This is a genomic window from uncultured Maribacter sp. (assembly GCF_963975365.1).
In the GTDB taxonomy this organism is placed as follows: domain Bacteria; phylum Bacteroidota; class Bacteroidia; order Flavobacteriales; family Flavobacteriaceae; genus Maribacter.
Genome location: NZ_CAXBGF010000001.1, coordinates 623,454 through 647,002 on the forward strand (window position 1 = coordinate 623,454; position 23,549 = coordinate 647,002).

24 protein-coding genes are annotated in these 23,549 nt (G+C 35.7%); 10 read left to right on the top strand and 14 right to left on the bottom strand.

Annotation, left to right across the window (positions count from 1 at the left end):
- The first annotated feature begins 20 nt into the window (after positions 1 to 20).
- Genes AACZ49_RS02805 through AACZ49_RS02815 form a run of 3 tightly spaced genes read left to right on the top strand, consistent with a single transcriptional unit; the run spans position 21 to position 2,433 of the window.
- Complete coding sequence (locus tag AACZ49_RS02805) at positions 21 to 866, top strand: tetratricopeptide repeat protein (protein WP_339651362.1); 846 nt, start codon at positions 21 to 23, stop codon at positions 864 to 866.
- On the top strand, positions 863 to 1,822 hold the full coding sequence (locus AACZ49_RS02810; RefSeq protein WP_339651365.1) for a GSCFA domain-containing protein: 960 nt from the start codon (positions 863 to 865) through the stop codon (positions 1,820 to 1,822). The genes AACZ49_RS02805 and AACZ49_RS02810 overlap by 4 nt, the downstream gene beginning before the upstream one ends.
- Positions 1,819 to 2,433: a DUF4230 domain-containing protein gene (locus tag AACZ49_RS02815; RefSeq protein WP_339651367.1), complete on the top strand. Its 615-nt coding sequence runs from the start codon at positions 1,819 to 1,821 to the stop codon at positions 2,431 to 2,433. The genes AACZ49_RS02810 and AACZ49_RS02815 overlap by 4 nt, the downstream gene beginning before the upstream one ends.
- Here AACZ49_RS02815 and AACZ49_RS02820 read toward each other — a convergent pair.
- Together AACZ49_RS02820 and AACZ49_RS02825 are read right to left on the bottom strand one after the other, a co-directional pair.
- The gene (locus AACZ49_RS02820) at positions 2,423 to 4,186 is read right to left on the bottom strand and encodes an aromatic amino acid hydroxylase (protein ID WP_339651369.1); all 1,764 of its coding nucleotides are present in this window, start codon (positions 4,184 to 4,186) and stop codon (positions 2,423 to 2,425) included. The two genes, AACZ49_RS02815 and AACZ49_RS02820, sit on opposite strands and share 11 nt — an antisense overlap.
- A 13-nt stretch (positions 4,187 to 4,199) precedes the next feature.
- Positions 4,200 to 4,655, bottom strand: a complete 456-nt coding sequence (locus tag AACZ49_RS02825; protein ID WP_339651372.1) for a DUF3291 domain-containing protein — start codon at positions 4,653 to 4,655, stop codon at positions 4,200 to 4,202.
- Positions 4,656 to 4,802: 147 nt separating this feature from the next.
- On the opposite strand from AACZ49_RS02825, the gene AACZ49_RS02830 reads away from it, so the two are divergent.
- Positions 4,803 to 5,270: an Lrp/AsnC family transcriptional regulator gene (locus AACZ49_RS02830; protein WP_339651374.1), complete on the top strand. Its 468-nt coding sequence runs from the start codon at positions 4,803 to 4,805 to the stop codon at positions 5,268 to 5,270.
- A gap of 63 nt (positions 5,271 to 5,333) precedes the next feature.
- Here AACZ49_RS02830 and AACZ49_RS02835 read toward each other — a convergent pair whose 3' ends face one another.
- Both AACZ49_RS02835 and AACZ49_RS02840 read right to left on the bottom strand, forming a co-directional pair.
- On the bottom strand, positions 5,334 to 5,903 hold the full coding sequence (locus tag AACZ49_RS02835) for a DUF4136 domain-containing protein (RefSeq protein WP_339651375.1): 570 nt from the start codon (positions 5,901 to 5,903) through the stop codon (positions 5,334 to 5,336).
- Between the two features lie 77 nt (positions 5,904 to 5,980).
- Positions 5,981 to 6,139 carry a DUF5522 domain-containing protein gene (locus AACZ49_RS02840; RefSeq protein ID WP_339651377.1) on the bottom strand — a complete coding sequence of 53 codons (159 nt, stop codon included), beginning with the start codon at positions 6,137 to 6,139 and terminating at the stop codon, positions 5,981 to 5,983.
- Positions 6,140 to 6,334: 195 nt separating this feature from the next.
- Here AACZ49_RS02840 and AACZ49_RS02845 point away from each other — a divergent pair, with 195 nt between their 5' ends.
- The 4 genes from AACZ49_RS02845 to hemL are packed head-to-tail and all read left to right on the top strand — an operon-like array spanning position 6,335 to position 9,701.
- The gene (locus AACZ49_RS02845) at positions 6,335 to 6,664 is read left to right on the top strand and encodes a hypothetical protein (RefSeq protein WP_339651379.1); all 330 of its coding nucleotides are present in this window, start codon (positions 6,335 to 6,337) and stop codon (positions 6,662 to 6,664) included.
- 12 nt (positions 6,665 to 6,676) lie between these two features.
- Positions 6,677 to 7,582 carry a pyridoxal-phosphate dependent enzyme gene (locus tag AACZ49_RS02850; RefSeq protein ID WP_339651381.1) on the top strand — a complete coding sequence of 302 codons (906 nt, stop codon included), beginning with the start codon at positions 6,677 to 6,679 and terminating at the stop codon, positions 7,580 to 7,582.
- Entirely contained in the window at positions 7,579 to 8,415 is an 837-nt protein-coding gene (locus AACZ49_RS02855) for a glucosaminidase domain-containing protein (RefSeq protein ID WP_339651383.1), read from the top strand. Before AACZ49_RS02850 ends, AACZ49_RS02855 begins: the two co-directional genes overlap by 4 nt.
- 5 nt (positions 8,416 to 8,420) lie before the next feature.
- Positions 8,421 to 9,701, top strand: coding sequence for a glutamate-1-semialdehyde 2,1-aminomutase (gene hemL, locus AACZ49_RS02860; RefSeq protein ID WP_339651386.1), 1,281 nt, complete (start codon positions 8,421 to 8,423; stop codon positions 9,699 to 9,701).
- Here the strand turns inward: hemL and AACZ49_RS02865 are convergent.
- From AACZ49_RS02865 to AACZ49_RS02905, 9 genes are all read right to left on the bottom strand, one after another.
- Entirely contained in the window at positions 9,698 to 10,072 is a 375-nt protein-coding gene (locus AACZ49_RS02865; protein WP_339651388.1) for a MauE/DoxX family redox-associated membrane protein, read from the bottom strand. The two genes, hemL and AACZ49_RS02865, sit on opposite strands and share 4 nt — an antisense overlap.
- A gap of 44 nt (positions 10,073 to 10,116) precedes the next feature.
- Positions 10,117 to 11,577, bottom strand: a complete 1,461-nt coding sequence (locus AACZ49_RS02870) for a vanadium-dependent haloperoxidase (RefSeq protein WP_339651390.1) — start codon at positions 11,575 to 11,577, stop codon at positions 10,117 to 10,119.
- Positions 11,578 to 12,186: 609 nt separating this feature from the next.
- Positions 12,187 to 12,642 (bottom strand): hypothetical protein, encoded by a 456-nt coding sequence (locus AACZ49_RS02875; protein ID WP_339651391.1) that lies wholly within the window; start codon positions 12,640 to 12,642, stop codon positions 12,187 to 12,189.
- 160 nt (positions 12,643 to 12,802) lie between these two features.
- Positions 12,803 to 12,982 (bottom strand): hypothetical protein, encoded by a 180-nt coding sequence (locus tag AACZ49_RS02880; protein WP_339651392.1) that lies wholly within the window; start codon positions 12,980 to 12,982, stop codon positions 12,803 to 12,805.
- A 180-nt stretch (positions 12,983 to 13,162) separates the two neighbouring features.
- The gene (locus AACZ49_RS02885) at positions 13,163 to 15,652 is read right to left on the bottom strand and encodes a zinc-dependent metalloprotease (RefSeq protein ID WP_339651394.1); all 2,490 of its coding nucleotides are present in this window, start codon (positions 15,650 to 15,652) and stop codon (positions 13,163 to 13,165) included.
- 194 nt (positions 15,653 to 15,846) lie between these two features.
- The gene (locus AACZ49_RS02890) at positions 15,847 to 17,277 is read right to left on the bottom strand and encodes a DASS family sodium-coupled anion symporter (RefSeq protein ID WP_339651396.1); all 1,431 of its coding nucleotides are present in this window, start codon (positions 17,275 to 17,277) and stop codon (positions 15,847 to 15,849) included.
- Positions 17,278 to 17,332: 55 nt separating this feature from the next.
- On the bottom strand, positions 17,333 to 19,024 hold the full coding sequence (gene lysS, locus AACZ49_RS02895; RefSeq protein WP_339651397.1) for a lysine--tRNA ligase: 1,692 nt from the start codon (positions 19,022 to 19,024) through the stop codon (positions 17,333 to 17,335).
- Positions 19,025 to 19,103: 79 nt separating this feature from the next.
- Positions 19,104 to 19,664 carry a thioredoxin family protein gene (locus AACZ49_RS02900; protein WP_339651398.1) on the bottom strand — a complete coding sequence of 187 codons (561 nt, stop codon included), beginning with the start codon at positions 19,662 to 19,664 and terminating at the stop codon, positions 19,104 to 19,106.
- A 105-nt stretch (positions 19,665 to 19,769) separates the two neighbouring features.
- Complete coding sequence (locus AACZ49_RS02905; protein WP_339651400.1) at positions 19,770 to 20,822, bottom strand: LuxR C-terminal-related transcriptional regulator; 1,053 nt, start codon at positions 20,820 to 20,822, stop codon at positions 19,770 to 19,772.
- Between the two features lie 95 nt (positions 20,823 to 20,917).
- On the opposite strand from AACZ49_RS02905, the gene AACZ49_RS02910 reads away from it, so the two are divergent.
- Both AACZ49_RS02910 and lipB read left to right on the top strand, forming a co-directional pair.
- Complete coding sequence (locus AACZ49_RS02910; protein WP_091620128.1) at positions 20,918 to 21,073, top strand: YqaE/Pmp3 family membrane protein; 156 nt, start codon at positions 20,918 to 20,920, stop codon at positions 21,071 to 21,073.
- Between the two features lie 57 nt (positions 21,074 to 21,130).
- Positions 21,131 to 21,847 (top strand): lipoyl(octanoyl) transferase LipB, encoded by a 717-nt coding sequence (gene lipB, locus AACZ49_RS02915; protein WP_339651402.1) that lies wholly within the window; start codon positions 21,131 to 21,133, stop codon positions 21,845 to 21,847.
- Between the two features lie 21 nt (positions 21,848 to 21,868).
- Here the strand turns inward: lipB and AACZ49_RS02920 are convergent, their stop codons facing one another.
- Positions 21,869 to 23,533, bottom strand: a complete 1,665-nt coding sequence (locus AACZ49_RS02920; protein ID WP_339651404.1) for an OmpA family protein — start codon at positions 23,531 to 23,533, stop codon at positions 21,869 to 21,871.
- Positions 23,534 to 23,549 lie beyond the last annotated feature (16 nt).

Here is a 23,549-nt window from a genome sequence, read left to right on the forward strand (position 1 = left end):
CTATATAACTGGGTGGTTTTATGAAAAAATATTTAATCATTTTACTGAGTGTTGTCTCTTGTAATTTGGCAACGAAAGACCAAAATAACACAGATGATTCTGAAGTTAAGGCACTTACTTCAGTCGATTCAATGCGGATTAAAGGTTTTATTCAAAAAGCGTTCAGCACACCTTTACATTCTTTAGAACATCAACAATTTTTAGATTCAGCGCTTTCGATTCAACCAGATAACGGTTGGCTTTGGCAGCAAAAAGCTATGCCTTTATATAAGGCAAGAAAGTATCAGCTGGGTAAGCCATTTTTAGAGAAAGCTGTTGAGCATGATCCTAAGAAATGGTTGGATTACAGCGGATTTATGAGATGTATATTTTCTAAGGATTATATGAATTCTATATCCGAATTTATGAGAGCCAAAAAAGAGTATGGAGATGGTTATGTCATGGACCATACCTATAATTTTTACATCGGGTTAGATTACCTTCAATTAAATGAATTTCCTAAGGCTAAAGAGTTTTTACTGTTAAGTAAAGAACAGCAATTTAAAGATTTTCCTAAAGATCTACCACAAGAGGCCTGTCATTATTTAGATTGGTATTATTTGGGTATTGCAGATTTTGAGCTTGGTAATTATGAAGAGGCAATTGAATCTTTTAATATGTCTTTAATGGTTTATGAAAATTTTGCTGATGCGCTTTACTTTAAAGGTAGGAGTATGACTAAATTAGGTAATGTGGAAGAAGGTGTTGAGTGGGAGAAGTTGGCATTTGAAAATGGGGGTAACACGATTAATGAGGATAATGTTATTTATGAAATTTATCCATATCAAGTTTTCCATAAGCTAAACGAAAGTGTACGACCAAAATGAAACTTTTAACCCAAATTCCACTTTCAAAAGCAAAATCTACAATCGATTATTCAAGTCAATTATTGCTTTTGGGTTCTTGTTTTTCTGAAAATATAGGAGCTAAATTTGAGTACTATAAGTTTCGGGAGTTGCAGAATCCGTTTGGGATTTTATTTCATCCTTTGGCAATTGAAAAATTGATTCAAAAGGCAGTTCAACAAGATATTTATGGTGAAAATGATGTTTTTGATTCAAATGAACAATGGCATTGTTTTGATGCGCATTCAGAGCTAAGTAATTCGTCCAAAGAAAAATTAATATCAGATTTGAATTTTGCTGTTGAACATACATTGGTTCAATTGAAAAAGGCAAGTCATGTCATCATTACTTTTGGTACTGCCTGGGTGTATCGATATAGTTCTAGCAAGCAGTTGGTTGCAAATTGTCATAAAATGCCACAGTCCAATTTTACGAAAGAATTATTGGGTGTTGAAGATGTAAAAGAGAGTTTAATGCGAACTATCGCGTTGGTTCGTTCAGTAAATCCGACAGTTCAATTTATTTTCACGGTATCTCCGGTAAGGCATTTAAAAGATGGTTTCGTTCAGAATCAATTGAGCAAGGCACATTTAATTTCGGCTATTCATCAAGTAGTTAAGACCGATAGGATTTGTTATTTCCCAAGTTATGAGCTAATGATGGACGAGTTGCGAGATTATCGTTTTTATGCCAAAGACATGCTACATCCTAATGAAATGGCAATTGACTATATCTGGGAAAAATTTTGGGAGGTTTGGATTGATGATAATGTTGGTTATGATATGACTAAGATTGATGAGATACAACGAGGGTTGAAGCATCGGGCTTTTAATCCGGATGGTATGGCGCATCAAAAATTTCTAACATCGCTACAGGGTAAGATTGCGGATATAAAACAAACCTATCCGTTTATGGATTTCAAATTTCCCGAACCATGAGAAAATTTATAGCTGGCGTTATAATTACCTTGGCAATAGTTTTTGTAATTCGTTCTTGTAATGAAGATAAGGAAGATAAGTCTATTCTGCAGGAAAATTCCATGCTTATTCAGCAAGAAATATCCAATGTTTCTAAATTGATAGTTACTGAAGGTCATTTTGCTGAGGTGTATAATTATAAAGATTCAAAAGCACTTTTTGGTCAGCTATTGCGTGCCGAAAAAAAAGCGTTAGTAATTGTGAATGCAGATGTTACGGTTGCCTACGATTTAAGACTTATAGATTTTGAAATTGATGAAGCCACTAAAACAGTTAAAATAAATAGTATGCCAGAGGCTGAAATTAAGTTGAATCCAGATTTTGAATACTATGATGTAACCGCAGACTATTTGAACCAATTCGATGCTGCCGACTATAATAAAATTAAAAAAACGGTAAACGCTTCATTGATGAAAAAGGTGAAAGCCTCATCGTTAAGAACCAATGCTGAAAACAGATTGATAAGTGAATTGCAGAAGTTCTATATTCTTACAAATTCTATGGGTTGGCGTTTAACCTACCAAGAGCGAACTATTGAATCTTTAGAAGGTTTACAAGTCATTAAGCCATAGTTTTAGTTTCTGTGGCAGCTAATTCTAAGCCATCATCTATCAACTGCCCTAAGTTGGGCTGGTTTTTCTTAATGGTTTCAAGATGAATTTTTATACTGTCAGTTAATGCCTTGTCTCCACTTTTCACGGCCAATTCATATATTTCTATAGGTAATAACCAATCTGACGGATATTTCTGTTGTATTTCTTGAAACACTTTAGTTCTAGAGATAATGGTATTCTTTCCTTCTCTAAAATCACGAATTAATTTATAATATGATTCCAGTTCACTTATGTTGGTGTTATCATTATTTATCGAACCCGTACTTAACGTATGGTCTAATAAATCAAAGCTTTTTAGATCTGCTGGTCCATGGTAAGCAGAAACGATTTCTTCGCCAATAGCCATATTGTATAATTCGTTGTTCGATTCGAATAGAATTTTGCCATTATGGGTGACTTTACAGTTTTCGAAGGTGATTAATATGATACGCCCTTGCAGATTACGTGTGCCTGTGATTATTTTACCTGTAACATTTATACCGCCTGTGAAATCTAACGAAACAACTTCACCTTCATAAATTTTATAGGCTTTAAGGTCTCGTGGACTCATTTCTTCAATAGGTATGTTTATGCCTTTTAATCTACCAATTGGTGATCCAAAGCCGGTTTCATGTTGGTTAATGTCTTGGCCTACTAATTCTTTTTCTCTATAGGCAAGCGCAGATTTTCCTTTGGTTTGAAAATAGATTGGTTTACCGTCATGTTCAATTAATGTTTCAAAGTTTCCAGAAACTTGTAAACCCGTACTTAATTCAATAGTTCCTAGTTCTTTAGAATTGATCAGTTTTTGTAAACCACTAAGACCACCCGTTCTTAGCGCCATCGTGTTAGCGAAATCTTCTAAAACCTGACTTAAAAAAGCAAAATCTGGAGTTACGAAAAGTTGAGGTTGAGGTTTTGTAATATCGAACGTAGTTTTAGCTGCCTCAATAGAATAAGGTAGTTTTTTAACCTTATCGGTCATGCACCATTGACTTTCACCAATAGAAGATAAAAGTCCTGCTCCGTATATTTTAGGGTCATCAAGGGTGCCAATGAGTCCGTATTCAACGGTCCACCAATGAAGATTGCGAATAAGCGCCATCTCGCTCGGGTCGCCCATATTTTCTTGCAAAAATCCAATATGTTTTTCAGCTTTTTCAATTTCTTCTAAAGCTGTTCCTTTAGCTTCTTTAATTATAGAAAGATGGCGAACCGCTTCATACAATTCAAAATCTTTCGCACTAGAGATGGCTTTACTGCCGATTTCGCCAAATCGCCTCAAGTATGCTGAATATTCTGAATTTCCAATAATGGGGGCATGACCAGCACCTTCATGAATAATATCTGGTGCAGGGGTGTAAGTTATGTTTTCTAGCTGACGAATATCAGAAGCGATAACCAAAACATTATATGCCTGAAACTCCATAAAAGCTGCTGGTGGAATAAATCCGTCTACCGCCACAGCTGCCCAACCTAAATTTTTAAGAATACGGTTCATGCCGTACATGTTAGGGATGTTGTCAATGGAAATACCGGTTTTTCTTAATCCTTCTAAATATGATTTATGAGCCACCTTACTTAGGTACACAACATTTTTCCGCATTACATAACGCCATACCGCTTGGTTAATGGGTGTATAAGTCTCGTAGTTTTGAGGCTTAATGTACTGTATAAGATGTTTTGGGAGTTTGTCTAAAATAGGATTGCTCTCGTAGCCATTGCCGTTCATTTGCTTTATCTTTTTATACAGTTACCTTGTGTGTTGAACATTTTTTTATTGAAAATACACTAGGGGAATCACCATGTTTTTCGTGGTGAAGTGGTTTTTCTTTAACCATTTCTATTGTAGGGGTTTCACCAACCGGAATCCACCACATAATGAATTGAGAGGGCCTGCCTAAAACAAACCATTTCTTCTTATTGCGTAGAACGTAACTATGCACTGAACTATAAACAAAAGCAGAGAGAGCATCGAAATCTTTCCAAACACTAACATTGATTGTCGTTAATTCATTTTTAAATGGAGACGCTATGTATGATGCCGACTTGCCATCGGTATCAGTTAATCTCCTTATAAATCTTTTACTTTCTTCCGCTAACTTATTTACTGGCTCTAAAAAATCTGTGAATTCTTTCATTACAGGGTTATCCAATGATGCCTTAAAATGTGCAATGTTGGCTTGTACTAAGTAGTGCATTCATTGGATATTTCTAATAAATTTACTAAAACAGGATTTAATATTTATTAATTATCAAATTTTTGGTAAAAAAAACTATATTAATATAATAAATCAGGAATTAGTAATAGCTATTGACCGAATTATTACAATAAACAGGAAGAAATTATGGCTGATAAATTAGATGATATTGATAGAGCGATTTTAAAGATTTTGCAGAAGGATGCCAAAACAGTGGCTGTAGCAATTGCAGAAGAACTAGGACTTACAAAAACTCCCGTTTATGAACGTATAAAACGTTTAGAGAAAGAAGGTTTTATTAAGAAATATGTCGCCATTTTGGATAAAGATAAAATTGGAGAAAGTATTACAGTCTTTAGTTTTGTGAAATTGGAAACACAGAAAGGAGCTATGATGGACGAATTTTTTGAAGATGTCAAAAGTTATTCTGAAGTGGTAGAATGTTTTGTGGTGGGGGGTGAATTCGATTTTCTATTGAAAGTAGTGGTCAAAAATCTAGATGCGTATTACGATTTTGCGAAGTTTAAGATAGCCTCATTGCCCAGTATTGGTAGCGTGAAAAGTGCGTTCGTATTAAATGAGGTAAAGAATGATACGACTTTTCCGTTGGTATAAAAAAGCGGTAGTCAATAATAACTTTATTGACTACCGCTTATATTAATAAATAATAGATGTGTATTATTTTAAAGCAACTGTATTTGGAGGATATTGCTCTAGTATTTGAGAAACAAATTCCTTAATTCGAGCTTCTTTCTTAGCTACATTACTAGTGCTTTGAAGTGTTCCTTCTCCTTTACCTTGCCAAACTAGTTCATTTGTCTTATTATCTATTAGGTCGATATATAAAGAACCCTGTGTGCTTGCGCTAACTGTGCTTCCGCCCCAGCCAAAACCAGGTCCCCATGCCCATGGGTTATAACCCCATCCCCAAGCGCCACCCCAACCATAGTTATTGGTGTAAACATCTACTCTTTCTTGTTCTTTGGTAAAAATACTGACCAATAAATCTGGGTTCTCCGATTTTACAAAACCTCGTGAACTCATTTCTGCTTCAATCGCTCTTAGAATACGTTTTTTATCTAGATCAGATATTTGAGCTTTATCTATTCCTGTTTTGTAAAAAGCGTACGAAGTATACCCATTAAAATCTGCTTTCTGGTCATAATCGGACAAAACTCTAACCGATGAGCATGAAGTAATTAAAACTAGAAGAAGTAATGGTAAACCAAGGAGTTTAATTTTTTTCATAACCTTATAATTTTTTAAATGATAAATTCTCTTATTAAAATAATCACAATAATCATGCCGAATGATAGGAAATACGGTTACTGCGTGTTGGTTTTTGGGTCGTAACCATAGGGGCAATGCCTACAGCCACTTTCACAGCAGTAACCACGTTTATGGTGGTATTGTGCTGTAAAAACCCGAAAGCCATTAATAGACCAATAAAAATCACCTTCCTCAATCGGAATTATCTCTTTCATTTACAGTTGCGTTTTTAATAATATAAAGTTACCTTATTAAATTGATAACCTAAACTACCTTCTGTTGTTATCAGATGAAATATAGGTTAGCAAGGATTTTAATGTTTTATTGGTATTGTTGGCAACAAAAACCAGTAATTTTCTTGCAAAGAATTTTTGGCTTTATCTTTGTAATGCAATATCCAATGTAAATTTATGATTTTAGTTTTCAGACATTTCTTCTATAAAAATTATGTGGGGTTGTCACTATGGCCCTTTATATTTTTAAAAAATAGAAGTTTAAAAAATGACTGGGTGCTAATTAATCATGAAAAAATTCATTTACAACAGCAAAAAGAATTGTTAATTATTCCATTTTATATTCTCTACTTATTAGAATGGAGTGTGCGTACTGTTTGTTATTTAGACTCGTATAAAGCCTATCAAAATCTAAGTTTTGAGCGCGAGGCTTATTTACATGAAAAAAACTTAGACTATTTGTCGAACAGAAAATCCTTCAGCTTTATTAAATATCTTTGGCGTTAAATTTTGACGCGTTTGCAAATAGAGAATCAAGTTGTTCAAATACCGTTATTTGTAGAAAAGCAAGTGACATTGGCCATTAAACGGGAAGATTTACTACACCCATTTATTTCAGGTAACAAGTATCGAAAATTGAAATACAATTTGTTTGAGGCAAAGAAAAAGGGGGCGCATACCATTTTGACTTTTGGTGGCGCATTTTCAAACCACATCGCAGCGACCGCTTATGCAGCTAAAGAAAAGGGATTTAATTCAATTGGAATCATTCGTGGTGAAGAGTTGAAGGATTCATGGCGTCAAAATACGACCTTGCATAAAGCCCATGAGGATGGAATGATATTTAAATTCGTAAGTAGAGAGGATTATAGAAGAAAAGAAGAATCAGAATTTTTAACTTATTTAAGAAAAGAATTTGGTGATTTTTACCTTATACCTGAAGGCGGAACAAATGAAATGGCTATTATGGGTTGTGAAGAAATTTTAGTAAAAGGGGATGAGCAATTTGATTTTATTTGTACTAGTGTGGGAACTGGAGGTACAGCATCAGGATTAATAAATTCATCATTTCCACATCAGAAAGTCCTAGGGTTTTCATCTTTAAAAGGTAATTTTTTAAAAGAGGATATTGTTGAAATTACTAAAAATAACCGCTGGGAGTTAATTTCAGAATATCATTTTGGAGGGTATGCTAAAATTTCTCCAGAGTTGATTCACTTTATAAACGATTTTAAAAAACAGACCAATATACCACTAGATCCAATTTACACAGGAAAAATGATGTTTGGGTTGTTCGATATGGTATTGCGTGATACTTTTGCAAAAGGGACTAAAATTTTGGCTGTACACACAGGCGGTCTACAAGGTATTGCTGGCATGAATAGTGTACTGAAAAAGAAAAAATTACCTTTGCTGCATATATGAACAAGAAAATAGTATTACTGTTAATTATTGGAATCGGTTTTTCTTCCTGTAAATCTAAAAAAGCATACTCTGATCAGTTGCGTACTAAAAATGTACTCAATGCACGAAATAAGTCGGGTGATGTAAAGCATGGTAAAGACCGTGAGATCTTGTTACCTAAAGAACCGTCTAAATTTATTCCATTTAGAATTGAATCTCCTTCAGAATATATAGAAACTTTTGCCGAAACAGCTCAGTTAGAGATGATGGGGTATGGTATACCAGCAAGTATTACCTTGGCTCAAGGTCTTTTAGAGAGTGGTTTTGGTAAGGGTGAGCTTGCAATGAAAACAAACAATCATTTTGGCATAAAGTGCCATAAAGGTTGGGAGGGTGATTATGACTTTCATGATGATGATGAAAAGGGCGAATGTTTTAGAAAATATAATCACCCTATGTATTCGTTTCGAGACCATAGTATATTTTTGACTACGAGGTCTAGGTATGCTTTTCTATTCAATTTAAAGTACAACGATTATAAAGGTTGGGCCAAAGGGTTGCGAAAAGCAGGGTATGCTACGGATCCAAAATATCCACAAAAACTTATATACTTAATAGAGAAACACGGTCTGCACAAATATGATAAGCAGATTAAGAGTGCTGGTTATGATAACACTACTATAGTCGCAATCGAATCTGATAAAATGCATACCGTTGAAAAAGGAGATACATTGTATTCAATATCTAGGAAATATTATATGAGTGTTGATGAAATAATGCAATTGAATAATTTAAGAAGCTCCGATTTGTCTATAGGGCAGCGAATTAAGGTGAAACTCAGCAAAATCAATTAAGAGAAATGATCTATCAAAGAAGTAGCGCCTTATTTGCAGAGGCTAAAAAATATATACCAGGCGGGGTAAATTCTCCCGTTAGGGCTTTTAAAGCTGTAGGAGGGGATCCTATTTTTGTAAAGAAGGCAAAAGGAGCTTATTTGTATGATGAGGATGGTAATAAACTAATAGATTACATAGCATCATGGGGACCATTAATTTTAGGTCATGCGCACGAACCAGTTATTAATGCTGTAATCGAAAAGGCAAAAAATGGAACTTCATTTGGTATGCCGACCGAGATTGAAACAGAGCTCGCTAAATTAGCGATTTCTATGGTGCCTAATATGGATAAAATTAGATTTGTTAATAGTGGTACCGAGGCTTGTATGAGTGCGGTTCGCTTAGCTAGAGGGTATACAGGTAAGGATAAGATTATAAAATTTGCAGGATGCTATCATGGCCATTCAGATTCGTTTTTAATTCAAGCCGGTAGTGGTGCGGTTACATTCGGTAGTCCTAATAGCCCTGGGGTAACACAAGGTACCGCTAAAGATACTTTGTTGGCGGCTTACAATGATTTAGACGGAGTAAGAGCGCTGGTGAAAGCAAATAAAGGAGAGTTAGCTGCAATCATCATTGAACCGATTGCGGGTAATATGGGGTGCATTGTGCCGACAGATTCTTTTATGAAGGGCTTACGAGAAATTTGTACCCAAGAAAATATTCTGTTGATTTTTGATGAGGTGATGACGGGCTTTCGCTTGGCAAGAGGTGGTGCACAAGAGGTTTTAAATATAAAAGCAGATATCGTTACCTATGGGAAGGTAATCGGCGGAGGTTTACCAGTAGGTGCCTTTGCTGCCAAATCGGAGATTATGGATTTTTTAGCGCCAGATGGTCCTGTTTATCAAGCGGGAACATTAAGTGGTAATCCATTAGCAATGAGCGCAGGTTTGGCAATGTTGACCGAACTGAACAATAAGCCAGCAGTATTTCAAAGTCTAGCTGACAAAACAGAATACTTACATAAAGGTATAGCTAAAGTTTTAAGGGTAAAAGGTATAGACCACCAAATTAATCGATTTGGTAGCATGATTTCAGTTCATTTTACAGATGAGCCTGTAGTTGATTTCGCTTCTTCTGCGAAGGGTAATAATGAGACTTTTAAAGCCTATTTTCATGGTATGTTAGAAAGTGGCATTTACTTGCCACCGAGTGCATTTGAAAGCTATTTTTTAAATGATGCCTTAACCTATGCTGATTTAGATGATACGATTAAAGCTTTAGAGGGGATACAACTTTAAGATTTTGTTCGATACTTTTTATATATCCACCAACCTGATGCCATAAATAAAAATTGAACAGCAATACGGATAATCGCTGCAACTTTAGACCCTATTGCTGGCGCATCTTTAGTTAAGTCCCATATATGAATTGGTAAGAAAGCTATCATCAGTAGAAAAAAACCAAGACCGCCCCATTTTCTGTATTTCGGAACTAAAAGAGCTATTCCTATAGCCGCTTCAGCAATAGCCGATAAAATATGGGCAAGAGTTTCAGAAAAAAAATCAGGAATAAATTCTTTGTAAGTTTCTGGAGCGTAAAGATGATTAAAAGCTCCTGCGAGCATTAAAAAAGCTAGAATAAGAATCACTATAAATTGAAATATTTTCATGTTGCTTGGTTGTTTACATTCTAAGATAGTATTAAAAAAATAAACTATTCTCCAATGTGTTTTTTATAAAAACTCCATGTCTCCTTAGCTACATTTCTACCCAATTCTAAGCCAGCAATATTATCAGATTGAATATGGTACCCGCCTAATACCCTTGATGTGCCGGCCATTTCTGCTGCCGCTGTAAATGTTGGGAATATTAAAGTTATTGTATCTCCCAGGTTATCAGGTTCTGTCATGGCACCGGCAACCAATTCTGCTGTTGAGCCAAATTCGTCACTTCCTGTCCATAGTTTTAATGCTTCTCCGCAGCCACCACTAAAAGTACTATGCCCTGATACATAACTTGGAAAAGGGGGGCACAAAAATATTTCTGGAGAGTAAGGTCGCCATTCACTTCCGTCAATCTCCATCATTCCTTTTCCTTCGCCGCCCCAAGCTTTTATTTTTTGATTTCTGTAATATTCGTGTACCAAGGCATAGGGTCTTGCATAATCGTAGAACATTTTTGAATCCCATGCAGCAATAAAAGAATCCATAGCAACTATTTGATTATAGAAATACATTTTCACGTCTTGATCTAGGGTATGATTATCTCTACGGGAAACATCTTGTGCAAATTTTAACCAATGTCCTGCTTGTTGAACAGACTGTGGCCCGTCTCGCATAAATTCAACTAAGGCTTTTTGATAATCGGTAAGGTTGGCCTGTATTTCTATAACTTCTTTTACCTCTAATTCTAATTGTTTAGAACCTATCATTGGCGGTGGACCCGGGCGAAATTGGTCTCCCGATTTTAGTGCAATAGGGGTAACTTTGTCCCAATAGGGAGTTAAACAACCTGGAGCAAAACGACCACCATTACCATCTGAGAAATATTTTGGTTGCCAGCGATTCGGGTCGACGTTAGAATCTGCGGAATTAATTGGTTCATATCCTACATAATTGAAATATGGTTCTCCCTTAGAACCTTTTTCCTCACCATAATGATTAGAGCCGTCACCTTTTCTAGCTTCTATTGTTGCTTTAGCTGCCAAATTTCCAATTCCTTCAGGAGTGTTGGGGTCAAGAGTTTCATTTTTTGGATCCAAACCTAATTGCTTCATAAAGTTTACAAACAGTTCTTTGTCAGAAAAGTAAAATTCATTTATTGTTCTGAAAGCTGCATAACTTATGGCAATCTCTTTATTTTTTAAATTTTGCTCGTTTAATTTTTGTCGCTCAACTCCATTTAAATAAACAGGTATTGCTTTTGAATCATATCTAGACCATGCATCAAATACTGAAACGAAAATAAGAGCAAGATACCTAGAAGTAATTGTAGGTCTTGGTTTGAATTTTTCTGTGTCGTTTGCTGTTGCTTCCAGCGCCATTTGCCCCCATTTGTAAGCAATATTATCAATACCTTTTGGTTCGAGGTCTTGTGCGTTTTGGTGATTTTTTGGTGCTTGTTTAAAACTTAATAGTAATAACGATGCTAGAAACAGTAGTACTAGATTTTTCATTTTGGAGTTGAATTCTATTTTTATCAATCTTAAATATAGTTTAGATAGTTGATTTTAAAGGTTTGCGTTTTCGTATTTAAATGTAATGATATTTTAGATTTTAGCAGAGAGTTGATTTTACTTCAAAAACTATAGGATATAGTTCTATTCTAATAATTAAAGGGATAAAAAAACTAAATAAGCCATCTATTAGTAAAGAGCTTATTTAGTTTTTCTGATATTGTTGTTATCTATTTAAAATTATATCGAATACCCAATTCAAAAGTGTTTGTGAAGAACTGGTCTATGTTGAAATACATATAATTCAAATTTATAGTAGTGAAATCTTTTATACGGAAAGAGAGTAACCCTTCATAAGGTAGAAAAGTTGGTTCATCTTGCTCTTCGAAAAAATGCATATTTCACCTAAACCCAAAATTTGAACCCACTAAGTTCCTTATTACCTTATATAATCGAAAATATATTGGTCAAGTATATAATTTCATCCATGAAAGAATCAATACATTGAAATACATAGATATAGACGGTTAATGGAAAATAAGAAGGGTGCGATTAAATGCAAAAAAGACCTGCTGAAAACAAGTCTTTTTTTTAAACTAATCAATTAATCTATTTTTTTTCAGTGCCTTTTCCTTTTCTACCGCCTTCACTTTTTTTATGTCCGTGCATATTCTTTCTATGGCTCATTTTTTCATATTTCTGAAATTGCTCAGGGGTAAGAATAGATTTCATTTCTTTTTTACGTGCAATTTGATAATCTAATCTTTCATTTTGCCTAGCATATTTTTCATCAGCAGACATTACTTTTTTACCTTCATCCTTACTTGCTTTATATGCTTCCATTTTTGACTTTCGAGTCTTTGCATCTTCTGTAAGTATAGATTTTATTTTTGATTGTTGAGATTCATTTAAATCTAAGGCTAAGGTCATTTTTTTGGTTTGTAAAGTTGCCATCTGTTCTGGAGTTAAATCCTTCATGTCGCCTCTTTTTCCTTTCATGTTATGGTCTTGCGCCGTTACCGATATTGTTGCCATTACTAAAATGGTCATTACTAATTTTTTCATTTGTATTGTTTTATGTGTTTGTTTCTTGGACATTAATTTTTCAGATAGGTTTAAGGCCGATATTCATTTTAGTAAATAATTAACGTCGATTGTAATATGTTTAAAATAAAAAAGCGCGGCTTTTAGGCCGCGCTTTTAAGTAGGTAAGTTTTGCAATTGTTTAATTTGTTTGCGTTCTATTGTCAAGATTTTTATAAGGATTGATTACAATATCAACCTCTTGCTCGTAGGTATTGTTCACTATTTCTTTTTGTACTTCTGAATTTGTGCTCAGGTGATATACTACAGAAGCACAAATGAAACAAGCTAAATAGATAAGACTTTTTAATTTATTGGTCATGATTTGGGGGTTTTATTTTTTTACTAATCTATAGAACATAAACGCATGAAAAAGCCCATTGTTGTGAAATGGGCCTTTTTTGATGTCAGAGATATTTAAATTGTGGTAAGCTGATTTCATTCATCGATGATATTGGTTTTTCATCGATAGAGTCAAAAAAGAGACCTAAGTTAGACTATACTATTTTGGGTCTAAAATGATGTTAATACGTTCAGAAACATCGTTTAAGTGATATTTTGTCATCATATCAGATGTTCGGTTTCTCGCATTTTTAATATCTCTATTTAATATGTTAAGTTCTGCTCTTGCAATGGTTCTAATATCAGATTGACTAGTGTTGACAACTGTTGATTTTCTGTAGCCACCGAAATCAGATGCTTTAGATTGGTTGTCTGCAGTTAATAAATATTCTAAACGTTCCACATGAGCTTTCTGTAGATTTCTTCTATAGGTATCAATGGCAGCTCCATTTCTAAGTTCAGACCAAATACTCTTTCGAAGCTCGCTCATCATTTGTATTAAGGTATATGCCTCTTTGGGGTTCGATGTTTCAAATTCAATAAGTCGGGCCATTTTTCCTAGACTTAATACATTGTTTAATGTACGTACTTGCATTGAACGCATTTGTTCTAAAAATCCTGAGTATTCGGTGCGTTCCAGAATATTCTGGTCTAACATCCAAACTGGGGTTTCGAACAATTGCTCATTTAAGAATGCCATTGCTTTTTGTTGATGTGCTTTTGGTACAGCAGTATAAACAGCACCTTCTTGGTCGTAAGTTTTATGGTTCTCATAAACACCTCCAATATTATTAGAAACATGGCCCATATACCTATTAAACTGAGAAAATACCTGTCCGTAAAGTTTATTCAGGTCATCATAATTTTTTCCATCCTCAGTAGTCCATTCAATTAATTTAGGAACAATTCTTTTAAGGTTGGCAATACCATATTCACCAGCTTTCATAGCGTCATCACCTAAATCTTCTGTTTGTGAACTAGGGTCAACTATATCGCCTACTTGTTGATGACCGAAACGATATAGAGGGTCTCCAGAATGCAACATTATCCACTTATCTAAAGTTGATTTTTCTTCTTCAGCAGTTGTATTCAATATAGGCTTGTATCCCCATTGAATCGCGTATTTATCGTAAACACCTATATCGGGCATTAAAGCTACACCTTCATCGCCTGGTTGTGCTATGTAGTTAAAACGCGCATAATCCATAATTGATGGAGCTGTCCCATACTTTTCTGTAAAGGTCTTCGAACGAAGAGAATCTACCGGATAGGCAACACTGCTACCCATATTATGGGGTAGTCCTAAAGTATGTCCCACCTCATGTGACGATACAAATCGAATTAATCGCCCCATAATGTCATCTTCAAAAGAGACACCTCTAGCAGCGGGATTAATAGCGGCAGTTTGAACGAAATACCAGTTTCTCAATAAGGTCATTACATTATGGTACCAATTAATATCAGATTCTAAAATTTCACCACTACGGGGATCACTAACATGTGGGCCGTTTGCATTTGGTATGGGTGATGCCAAATAGCGAACAACAGAATAACGTACATCTTCTGGTGACCATTCTGGGTCTTCCTCTATAGTTGGTGGCTCTTTTGCGATGATAGCATTTTTAAAACCAGCCGCTTCAAAAGCAGTTTGCCAATCTTCTATACCTTGCTTTATAAACGGCACCCATTTCTTTGGTGTAGCTCTATCCACATAATAAACAATCTGTTTTTTAGGCTCTACTAATTCACCATTCTTATATTTTTCTAAATCTTCGTCTTTGACTTCTAAACGCCATCTATCTAAAAACTTAATCGTTTTACTTTCTTGTGCATCTAGGCCGTAATCTACTTGTCCTCTGGCAAACCATCCAACGCGTTCATCAAAATAACGTCGTTTCATACGTTCTTCCGGTAATAATACCATTGAGTTGTTAATTTCAACAGAAATAGAACCTAAACTTTCATTACTTGGTGCTTCACTAGCGAGGTAAGTTTTTACATGACGGACTTCAACATTTAAAGGGTAACTTTTTATAGATTCAATATATCCTCTACCCTCGTCTAAGCGTGAAACTTTATATCGTTTACGATAACGTTCTGGCATACCAAATGGTTTGGTGTCCTTTATAAAAATATCATTGACTTCAATTACGGTGCTTGGGTTTAATGAGTCTTTCTTAAAAGCTTTTATGTCGAATGCATAAAGAACTGGCTCAAAATTAGAATTAAGCACTGCTTCATGAACGGGTAATGAATCTGCCGCCACTACATCATGTGAAACAACCCGTAGCAATACTTTTTTTTCTTTCTTTTCCCATCGCAATACTTGGGTGTTTATTTTACCGCCACCAAAACCAATACCTGAAGCTGTTTTAGATATACGACTTACCATTAACATCTCTTTATTAAATAAAGAATCTGGTATTTCAAAAAAATAATTTTCTTCGACTACATGGGTAGTAAATAGACCTTCATCGGAAATAGCCTCTTTTGTTATGACCTTGTCATACGATAGAATCTTATCTTTTGATGAAGTACTCGCCTCTTTTTCAGTGTCTTTTTTCTTTTTTTTGAATATTTGTGCTTCGGTAGTTTGATATCCAAAAATGCATATCAATAGCAATAGTTTTAAAAATAATTTTCTTTTCATTTTAGAGTTGGTTTGGTATTCTTTCAAAGATTGAAATAATATATGGAATAGATAGTTAATAATTTCTTAAGCCTATTTTGTAACAATAGAAGGTGAGAGGCGTCTATTAAATGGGAATAATCATTTTATACATTCTGAATTAGTCAATTATAAAGCCTTTGCAAAACGCAAGGGCTTTATTTTTTTAAGAGTTTTTAGAACAAAAGCGGAAGTATAAATTGAAACAATCCTATCAATAAAAAAACTGCAATTAAATTTAAAATAAAACCGGCACGTGCCATTTCATGCACTTTGATATAGCCACTAGCAAAGACTATTGCATTAGGTGGTGTCGCCATCGGTAACATAAACGCACAGCTACTCGCAATAGTGATAGGTATTAGCAAATATGTGATGGGTATACCTAGGCCAATGGCGATACCAGCAACTACAGGAGCAAGAACGGCCACTAAGGCTACATTGCTCATTAATTCGGTCATGAAAAGCATTAGAATAATCAGGAGTGATGCAGTCAAGAGAATACTTAGATTACTTTGTGCAATAATATCAGCGACTAAATCGACAATACCTGAGACCGACATGCCGTTTGCTAATGATAAACCGCCTCCAAATAGAATTAAAATTCCCCAAGCTAATTTTTGGGTGTCTTGCCATTGTAAGATAAAATCTCCTCTTTTAAGATTATAGGGTAGGGCAAATAGGGCTATAGCGGCAAAAATACTGATTAGCGTATCAGACAAACCTAAACTGGGAAAGATAGAATTAATTAAGGTTCTGAACACCCAAAGAAATATTGTAACGCCGAAAATAACCAATACCATTTTTTCTTTTCCAGAAGTAGGTCCTAACTTTAGTAGTTCATCTTGAATGATGGTTCTTGATGCCTTAAATTTTAAATTCTGTGTTGGAAAAAAGACTTTTACTAATACAAAATAGCAAATAGAGATCATAATGAGCGAGAAGGGTAGCCCAATAATCATCCATTTTAAAAAGGATATTTCAATATGATATTCATTTTCTAATAGACCTATTAATACAGAGTTTGGTGGAGTGCCGATAACGGTAGCGATACCACCAGCATTGGCAGCAAAGGCAATACCTAACATAACGCTTAAAGCAAAATTGCGGTCTCGTTTTGTAAATCCGTCTTCATCTTCGATAAGTAAATTGATTACCGACATAGCAATAGGCAGCATAACAACGGTACTTGCCGTATTACTTATCCACATACTTAAAACAGCGGTAGCGATCATAAAACCTAAAACAACTTTGTTGGCTGTCGTACCAGTAAGTCCAATGATATTTAAGGCAATACGCTTGTGAAGGTTTACTTTTTCTAAGGCCAAGGCCATAACAAATCCGCCAAAAAAGAGAAATACTATAGGGCTGCCGTAATTTGCACCAACGTCACCAATTGGCATTATCTTTAAAATAGGGAAAAGTAGTAAAGGTAATAATGCGGTCACTGAAATTGAAACTGCTTCAGTGACCCACCAAATAACCATCCAAAGGGCAACAGCTATTACGGCATCTGCATTTTCGGAAATAAGTATATTGGGTAAAAAGATGAGTGTAAAAAAAATGAGAGGACCTGTAAACAGACCTATTTTACTGCTTAAATTCATGCTGGATGGTTTTGCCAGCTTCTAAGCTACTATTTTTTAATATCCCTTGAAAAAGCTATTTTAAAATTTCAACGAAAAGAATATCACTTTCTTTATAGATTTTGGCTAATTGATGCTTTGTGATGCCTTTAATACCTTTGTCCCAAGCCTTATTACTTAAATCTGCTTTTGTTTTAAGCACATCTAATTCCATTTTCTTTTCAGTCTTTAAGATTTCGAAAATCAATTTTTCACTTTCAGATAACTGAAGAGGCTGCTTCTCTGGTCTCATTTGAGGGAAGAACAAAACTTCCTGTATAGATGCATTGTTGGTCATAAGCATTACCAAGCGGTCAATGCCAATACCAATACCAGAGGTAGGTGGCATACCGTATTCAAGTGCCCTAAGGAAATCTTGGTCGATGAACATTGCTTCGTCATCACCTTTTTCTGAAAGTTTCAATTGCTCTTCAAAACGTTCTCTTTGGTCTATCGGGTCATTAAGCTCAGAGTAAGCATTTGCCAACTCTTTGCCGTTTACCATAAGTTCGAAACGCTCGGTTAAAGCGGGGTTGTCACGATGCTCCTTGGTTAACGGACTCATCTCCTTTGGGTAGTCGGTAATAAATGTTGGTTGCACGTAATGATGCTCACATTTTTCTCCAAAAATCTCATCGATTAATTTACCTATGCCCATAGTGTTATCAACCTCTATGCCTAATTTTTTGGCCGTTTCACGAAGTTCATCCTCTGGCATACCTGCAACATCATAACCAGTATGTATTTTAATAGCTTCTAAAATTGGAACACGTGCATAAGGAGCTTTAAATTCAATCTCATGTTTGCCAACGTTAATTTTTGTAGATCCATTAGCATCCATAGCTACTTTCTCCAATAATTTCTCAGTGGTGTCCATCATCCAATTGTAGTCCTTGTAAGCAACATACAATTCCATTACGGTAAACTCTGGGTTATGGGTACGGTCCATTCCTTCATTACGGAAATCTTTAGAAAACTCATAAACACCATCAAAACCACCAACTATTAATCTTTTAAGATAAAGCTCGTTCGCAATTCTTAAGTACAAAGGAATATTCAGTGCATTATGGTGCGTTAAAAACGGACGTGCAGTTGCACCACCAGGTATGGGTTGTAATATTGGGGTTTCAACTTCTAAATAGCCTTTGTCATTGTAAAATTCACGTATACTATTGGTTATTTTAGTTCTTTTGATGAACGTCTCTTTAACCTTTGGGTTGACCACCAAATCTACATAGCGTTGACGGTAGCGTAATTCAGGGTCATTGAACTCGTCATAAACCTTGCCCTCTGCATCTTTTTTAGGTAAAGGTAAAGGTCTTAACGATTTACTTAGCATAGTAAATTTCTTTACCATAATAGTCTTTTCACCAACCTGCGTAGTAAATAATTCACCTTCAATACCGATGATATCACCAATATCTAAAAGTTTTTTATAGACTTCATTGTATAATGTTTTGTCTTCACCGGTACAAATTTCATCTCGGTTGAAATATACTTGTATACGACCCGAACTATCTTGAAGTTCGGCAAAAGATGCTTTTCCTTGAATACGACGAGACATAAGTCTACCTGCAACAATTACTTGCTTGCCTTCCTCATAATTGGATTTTATACTTGCCGATGTGGCATTTAAAGGATATAAAGCTGCTGGATAAGGATTAATACCCAGTGCTCTTAATTTTTCCAATTTTTCTCTTCTGATAAGCTCTTGTTCTGATAATTGCATATAAAAAAATTAAGACGCAAAATTACCTTATGCTATTAACATACGCAAGACTTAAAACGTTTCGATTTCTTTGTTTGGCTTAGTCAAAATGTAGTGATGCTGAATAGTTTGGCGTGTATTGGTTTTGCAAAACTATTTTTAGAATATCCTCTTCTAGTGTAGTAACAGGGCTTTCAATAATTCTATTTATTTCTCTTCCATTTTTATAGAAAATAAATGTTGGTACGCGACGTATGTTTAGACCCCATTCCTCTCCTTGTGGGCTTTTCTTGTAGAAATCTTTCCGTTTGTCAACTGCAACTATTTTAAGCTTTTCCAAAGGAAAATCGACAGATTCCAAAATTTTAATGAATCGTGGCACTTCGCGTTTACTATCACCGCACCAAGTACCCATGAAAATAAGAATTTGGTATTCTGCTAGTTTATCTTTTACCTGCTCTAAATTAGTAGTGCTTACGGTGTAGGATGCTAAGTTAGGTTGAAACCACTCTTTGTATGAATAGGACGAGAGGCCTTCAATATTGATTTCACCCACTAACAAAGGCTGCTGGTTTTCAAGACTAATTTCTTGATTGATCTTTTGGGATGAAATAATGGTTGAAGTTAAAAGGAAAAAGGTTAAAAGAAATAATGATTTCATAATTTTCAGTTTTAATATTAGACCTGAAAATTCTAGAAATTGTTAATTGAATCTTGATTTTAGGAGGTGGAAATAAGGACTAGTCCCTAGATGGATATTCATAATCTACTGAAAACGTTGTTTTATTTCTTCCCTCGAATTAACGTTTAGTTTTTTATAAAGATTATTAATATGAGTTTTTACGGTACTTACACTGATAAACATATCTGAAGCAATTTCTTTGTTCGTTTTGTTTTTAAGAATTTCTTGCGCAATGTTTTGTTCTTGTTCTGTGAGTTTTTCTAAAGCATTATTTAGCATATTTTTAGCAAGTATCTTATTTCTAAGAATCAAGAAAATATTTAAGAAAATTGACAATGTTAACAAAGAAGACAATAACCATTTCCAAATACTATTTTGTGAGGTTTTATTATTCGCCATCAGTTGGTCAATAGCAATTTCTGTTTTATACAATTCAGTAAATGTTGCGTTCGGGTATTTTGACATCAACCGCTCACCTAGGCCTGTGTAATAATCGGTCGAAGTAATGTCTTTCTGATAGTAGTTATGTGTTTCATTTCCTTTATCAGATAAAAAGTTAAAGATATAAAGTTCGGCCAAGGGCTCATCTATACTTTTTCCAAAATTTTGAAAAGTAGAAAACCATTTTTTAGAGTTTAGTTTTCTATTGGCATCACTTCTAAAATCATTAAAATCAAAAGCCATTTGCTCTTTTAATACATCGATTTCAAGCAAAACAGTAGACTGTTTGTTGGTAGATATGATTTCACAAAGTGTCTCGTTGGAAAATGATGTAGGGAAAGTAATGGTGTCATTATTATTCGCAATGAATAAAATACTTTTACTGTTTTCACAACTTCCGAAAAAGTGCTCTGAATTCGAGGCAGTCTCGGGGCAATTATCTAAATGAATTCGATAGATACGATTTTCATCAATTAGATTGTCGCCTTCAAAATTAAAATTACCTAAAGAATCGGTGGTGGTTTTCTTTAAAATCTGCTCCATAGATAGGCGATCTAACTTCCTGTAATCTTCAATAATAGATAGATATATAATGTTGTTAGATGCTTTATCTGCAATTTGACCCTTAAAACTATACTGAGAAAAACCCTTGGCGCTTAGTAGAATAAGTAAAGTGAAAATCAACTTTCTTGACATAGAATAAGTAATGAAACTCTAAAATAATTGATTTTGTAACAAAGCAGTTAAATTTGCGACTTATTAGCACATCAATCAATCAAAATAATAATCAAATGAGTTTACTAAGAGTTTTGCTCGCTATTTTTTTTCCACCCTTGGCGGTTTTAGGTAAAGGTTGTGGGTCTTTTCTAATTGTTTTGCTGCTTACATTTTGTGGATGGGTACCAGGAGTAATTGCTGCTTTGGTCATCCTTAACAATCCCAATTAATTTTTTGCTTTAGGACATTGGGTTATAGTTAATAAGTAGCTTTGTATCTTTGTGGTAATGAACAAGAATGTATTTTTTGCCGATTTAGGGTTAAAGGACTATAAGGAAACTTGGGATTTTCAAGAGAAACTATTTAAAGAAATCATTGACCTTAAAATTAAGAATAGACGAGAAGAGCAATGTGTAGATACTCCCAATTATTTGATTTTTGTAGAACACCCTCATGTGTATACACTTGGTAAAAGTGGTGATATTTCTAATTTATTGGTCGATGAAAAAGCTTTAGAAGAAAAGGGTGCTTCATTTTATAAAATAAATAGAGGAGGAGATATAACGTACCATGGCCCAGGGCAAATAGTTGGTTACCCTATTCTAGATTTAGATAATTTTTTCACCGACATTCATAAATACTTGCGATTTTTAGAAGAAATGGTTATTCTAACCTTGGCCGACTATGGATTGAAGGCTGAACGTTCTAAAGGAGAAACAGGGGTTTGGCTAGATGTAGGTACTCCGTTTGCACGTAAAATTTGCGCTATGGGTGTGCGCGCCAGCCGGTGGGTAACCATGCATGGTTTTGCTTTAAATATAAACGCAGATTTAGGATATTTTGATATGATGATCCCATGTGGTATAAAAGGGAAAGCGGTCACATCTTTGAATGTGGAGTTGGGTAAGCAAGAAATAGACATGAATGAGGTAAAGCAGAAACTGCTCCGTCATTTTGAAGCTTTGTTTGAAGCGAATATTATAAAACAAAAAACCTTGGTATAAGCCAAGGTTTTGCTTCGCTTTTTAGTTGGGTAAAACCAAAACCTCTACCCTGCGGTTCTTGGCCCTGTTTCCATCGGAATTGTTCTCCATCAAGGGTTTTTCTTCTCCATGGCCCTGCTCCTTCCATTTAAATTTCTGGCTGGGCAGTAATTTTTTAAGTTCCGCGGAAACGCTTTTCGCCCTTGCCAGGGAAAGCTGTTTGTTGGAGGTAGCACTGCCCACATCATCGGTATGCCCTTCAACGATGACATTCCCCCTTTCCAAAATCTTTAATGTCTTTACCAATTCCTTGAGTGCCTCTTTTCCAGCAGGTTTCAATTTCGATTTGCCGGTATCAAAAAGCACTTGGCTGTCCAGGTTCAAACGTACGGCCGAACCTATGGCAGCGATGGCATCCACATCGGCTCCTGGGATACCGCTTGAGGTCTCCAGGTCGGTCAGACGTACATAGTAGTATAGCTCATCGCGCTCTACGAAATCATGGATATCGACTTCGGCCACCCCTCCTGAGATCTCGCCTACGGCGATCCAAGTCTCGCCATCTTTAGAAATGTCAAGATTGGTGGGTTCAATTTGGCCCAATTCAAAAATATAAAGGTCGGGGCCGTTCACATCTACCAAGGCATTGTCTTCGAACTTTACCACAAGCTGCCCTTTTAACCCCATGCTATGTACATTCATTACCGAATTCATCCCCGTGGTATAGGCATCTGGCTCGCCCAAACTATAGGTTGCGGTATTTTTGTTTTCAGGATGATCAACAGCAACGACCCGGTCGGCAAACGACAGTTTTCCCAGGGGCAGGTACACGGCCTTGCCCCGGTTACCGAAATAGGTGAAACCGGCCTCCTCCCCAAAATATAGATCGGGGTTCAATTTGTTGAACGTTTGCTGCGCCTTGGTCACTTCCTGTTTTTTGGTTGCAAGGCGCTTCATGATGCGGTCGAATTCATTGCCCTGCATTTGGGCATATCTTTCCGTGATCTTATTTTCCGCTGCCATTTTATCAAGGTCGCTACTTTCGATCATCTGTTGCAGCTTGTCCAGTTCGGCCGTGTTGTGCAGGTTGCCGTTTGCCTTGGTGAAGGCCCGCATCATGTCCATTTCTTCATCGGTCATTTTGTCTTTTGGGGCCGTTTTTTTATTGGTGGCGTTCGCAGCGCTATTTGCTTTTTCAGACATTTGATCGATGGTCTCTTGATTCATATCGAGCACCTGAAAACTGTCCTGCCCAGTGATGGAATCTACTTTTTTTAGTTTGCCTATGGTGGCCTCCACCCCCGATTCGGCATTGAGTTTTTCGAAGGCGGCGGTGAGGTCATCCATGTTGCCGCTTTGCCTACTTTGGCGCTTTTGTGTTAGGTTGCCTTTGCCCTGTTCTTGTTGAATGGCTTCTGCCATTAAGGTTTCTAGCATCTGTACCATTTCCGATGAATCGCTCGGCATACTTTCGAGTTCCTTTAATTTTTGAAGGTATTCCGCTTTTACCTCGGCATCGGCACCGATCGATTCCAGGAATGCTTCGTTGGTCTCGCCAAAGGTCTTTGGGTCTAATTTGGGCGAACCTGTTTTTTTGGTCACGGCAGAAGTTGCCTCATTGGTATCAGTTCCTTGTTCTTTGGGGTCGATTTTGCAGGCATAAAAAATGAAACCAAAAAGGCATAGTATTAAAAGAATTTTTTTCATGTTTTTTCATTTTTAT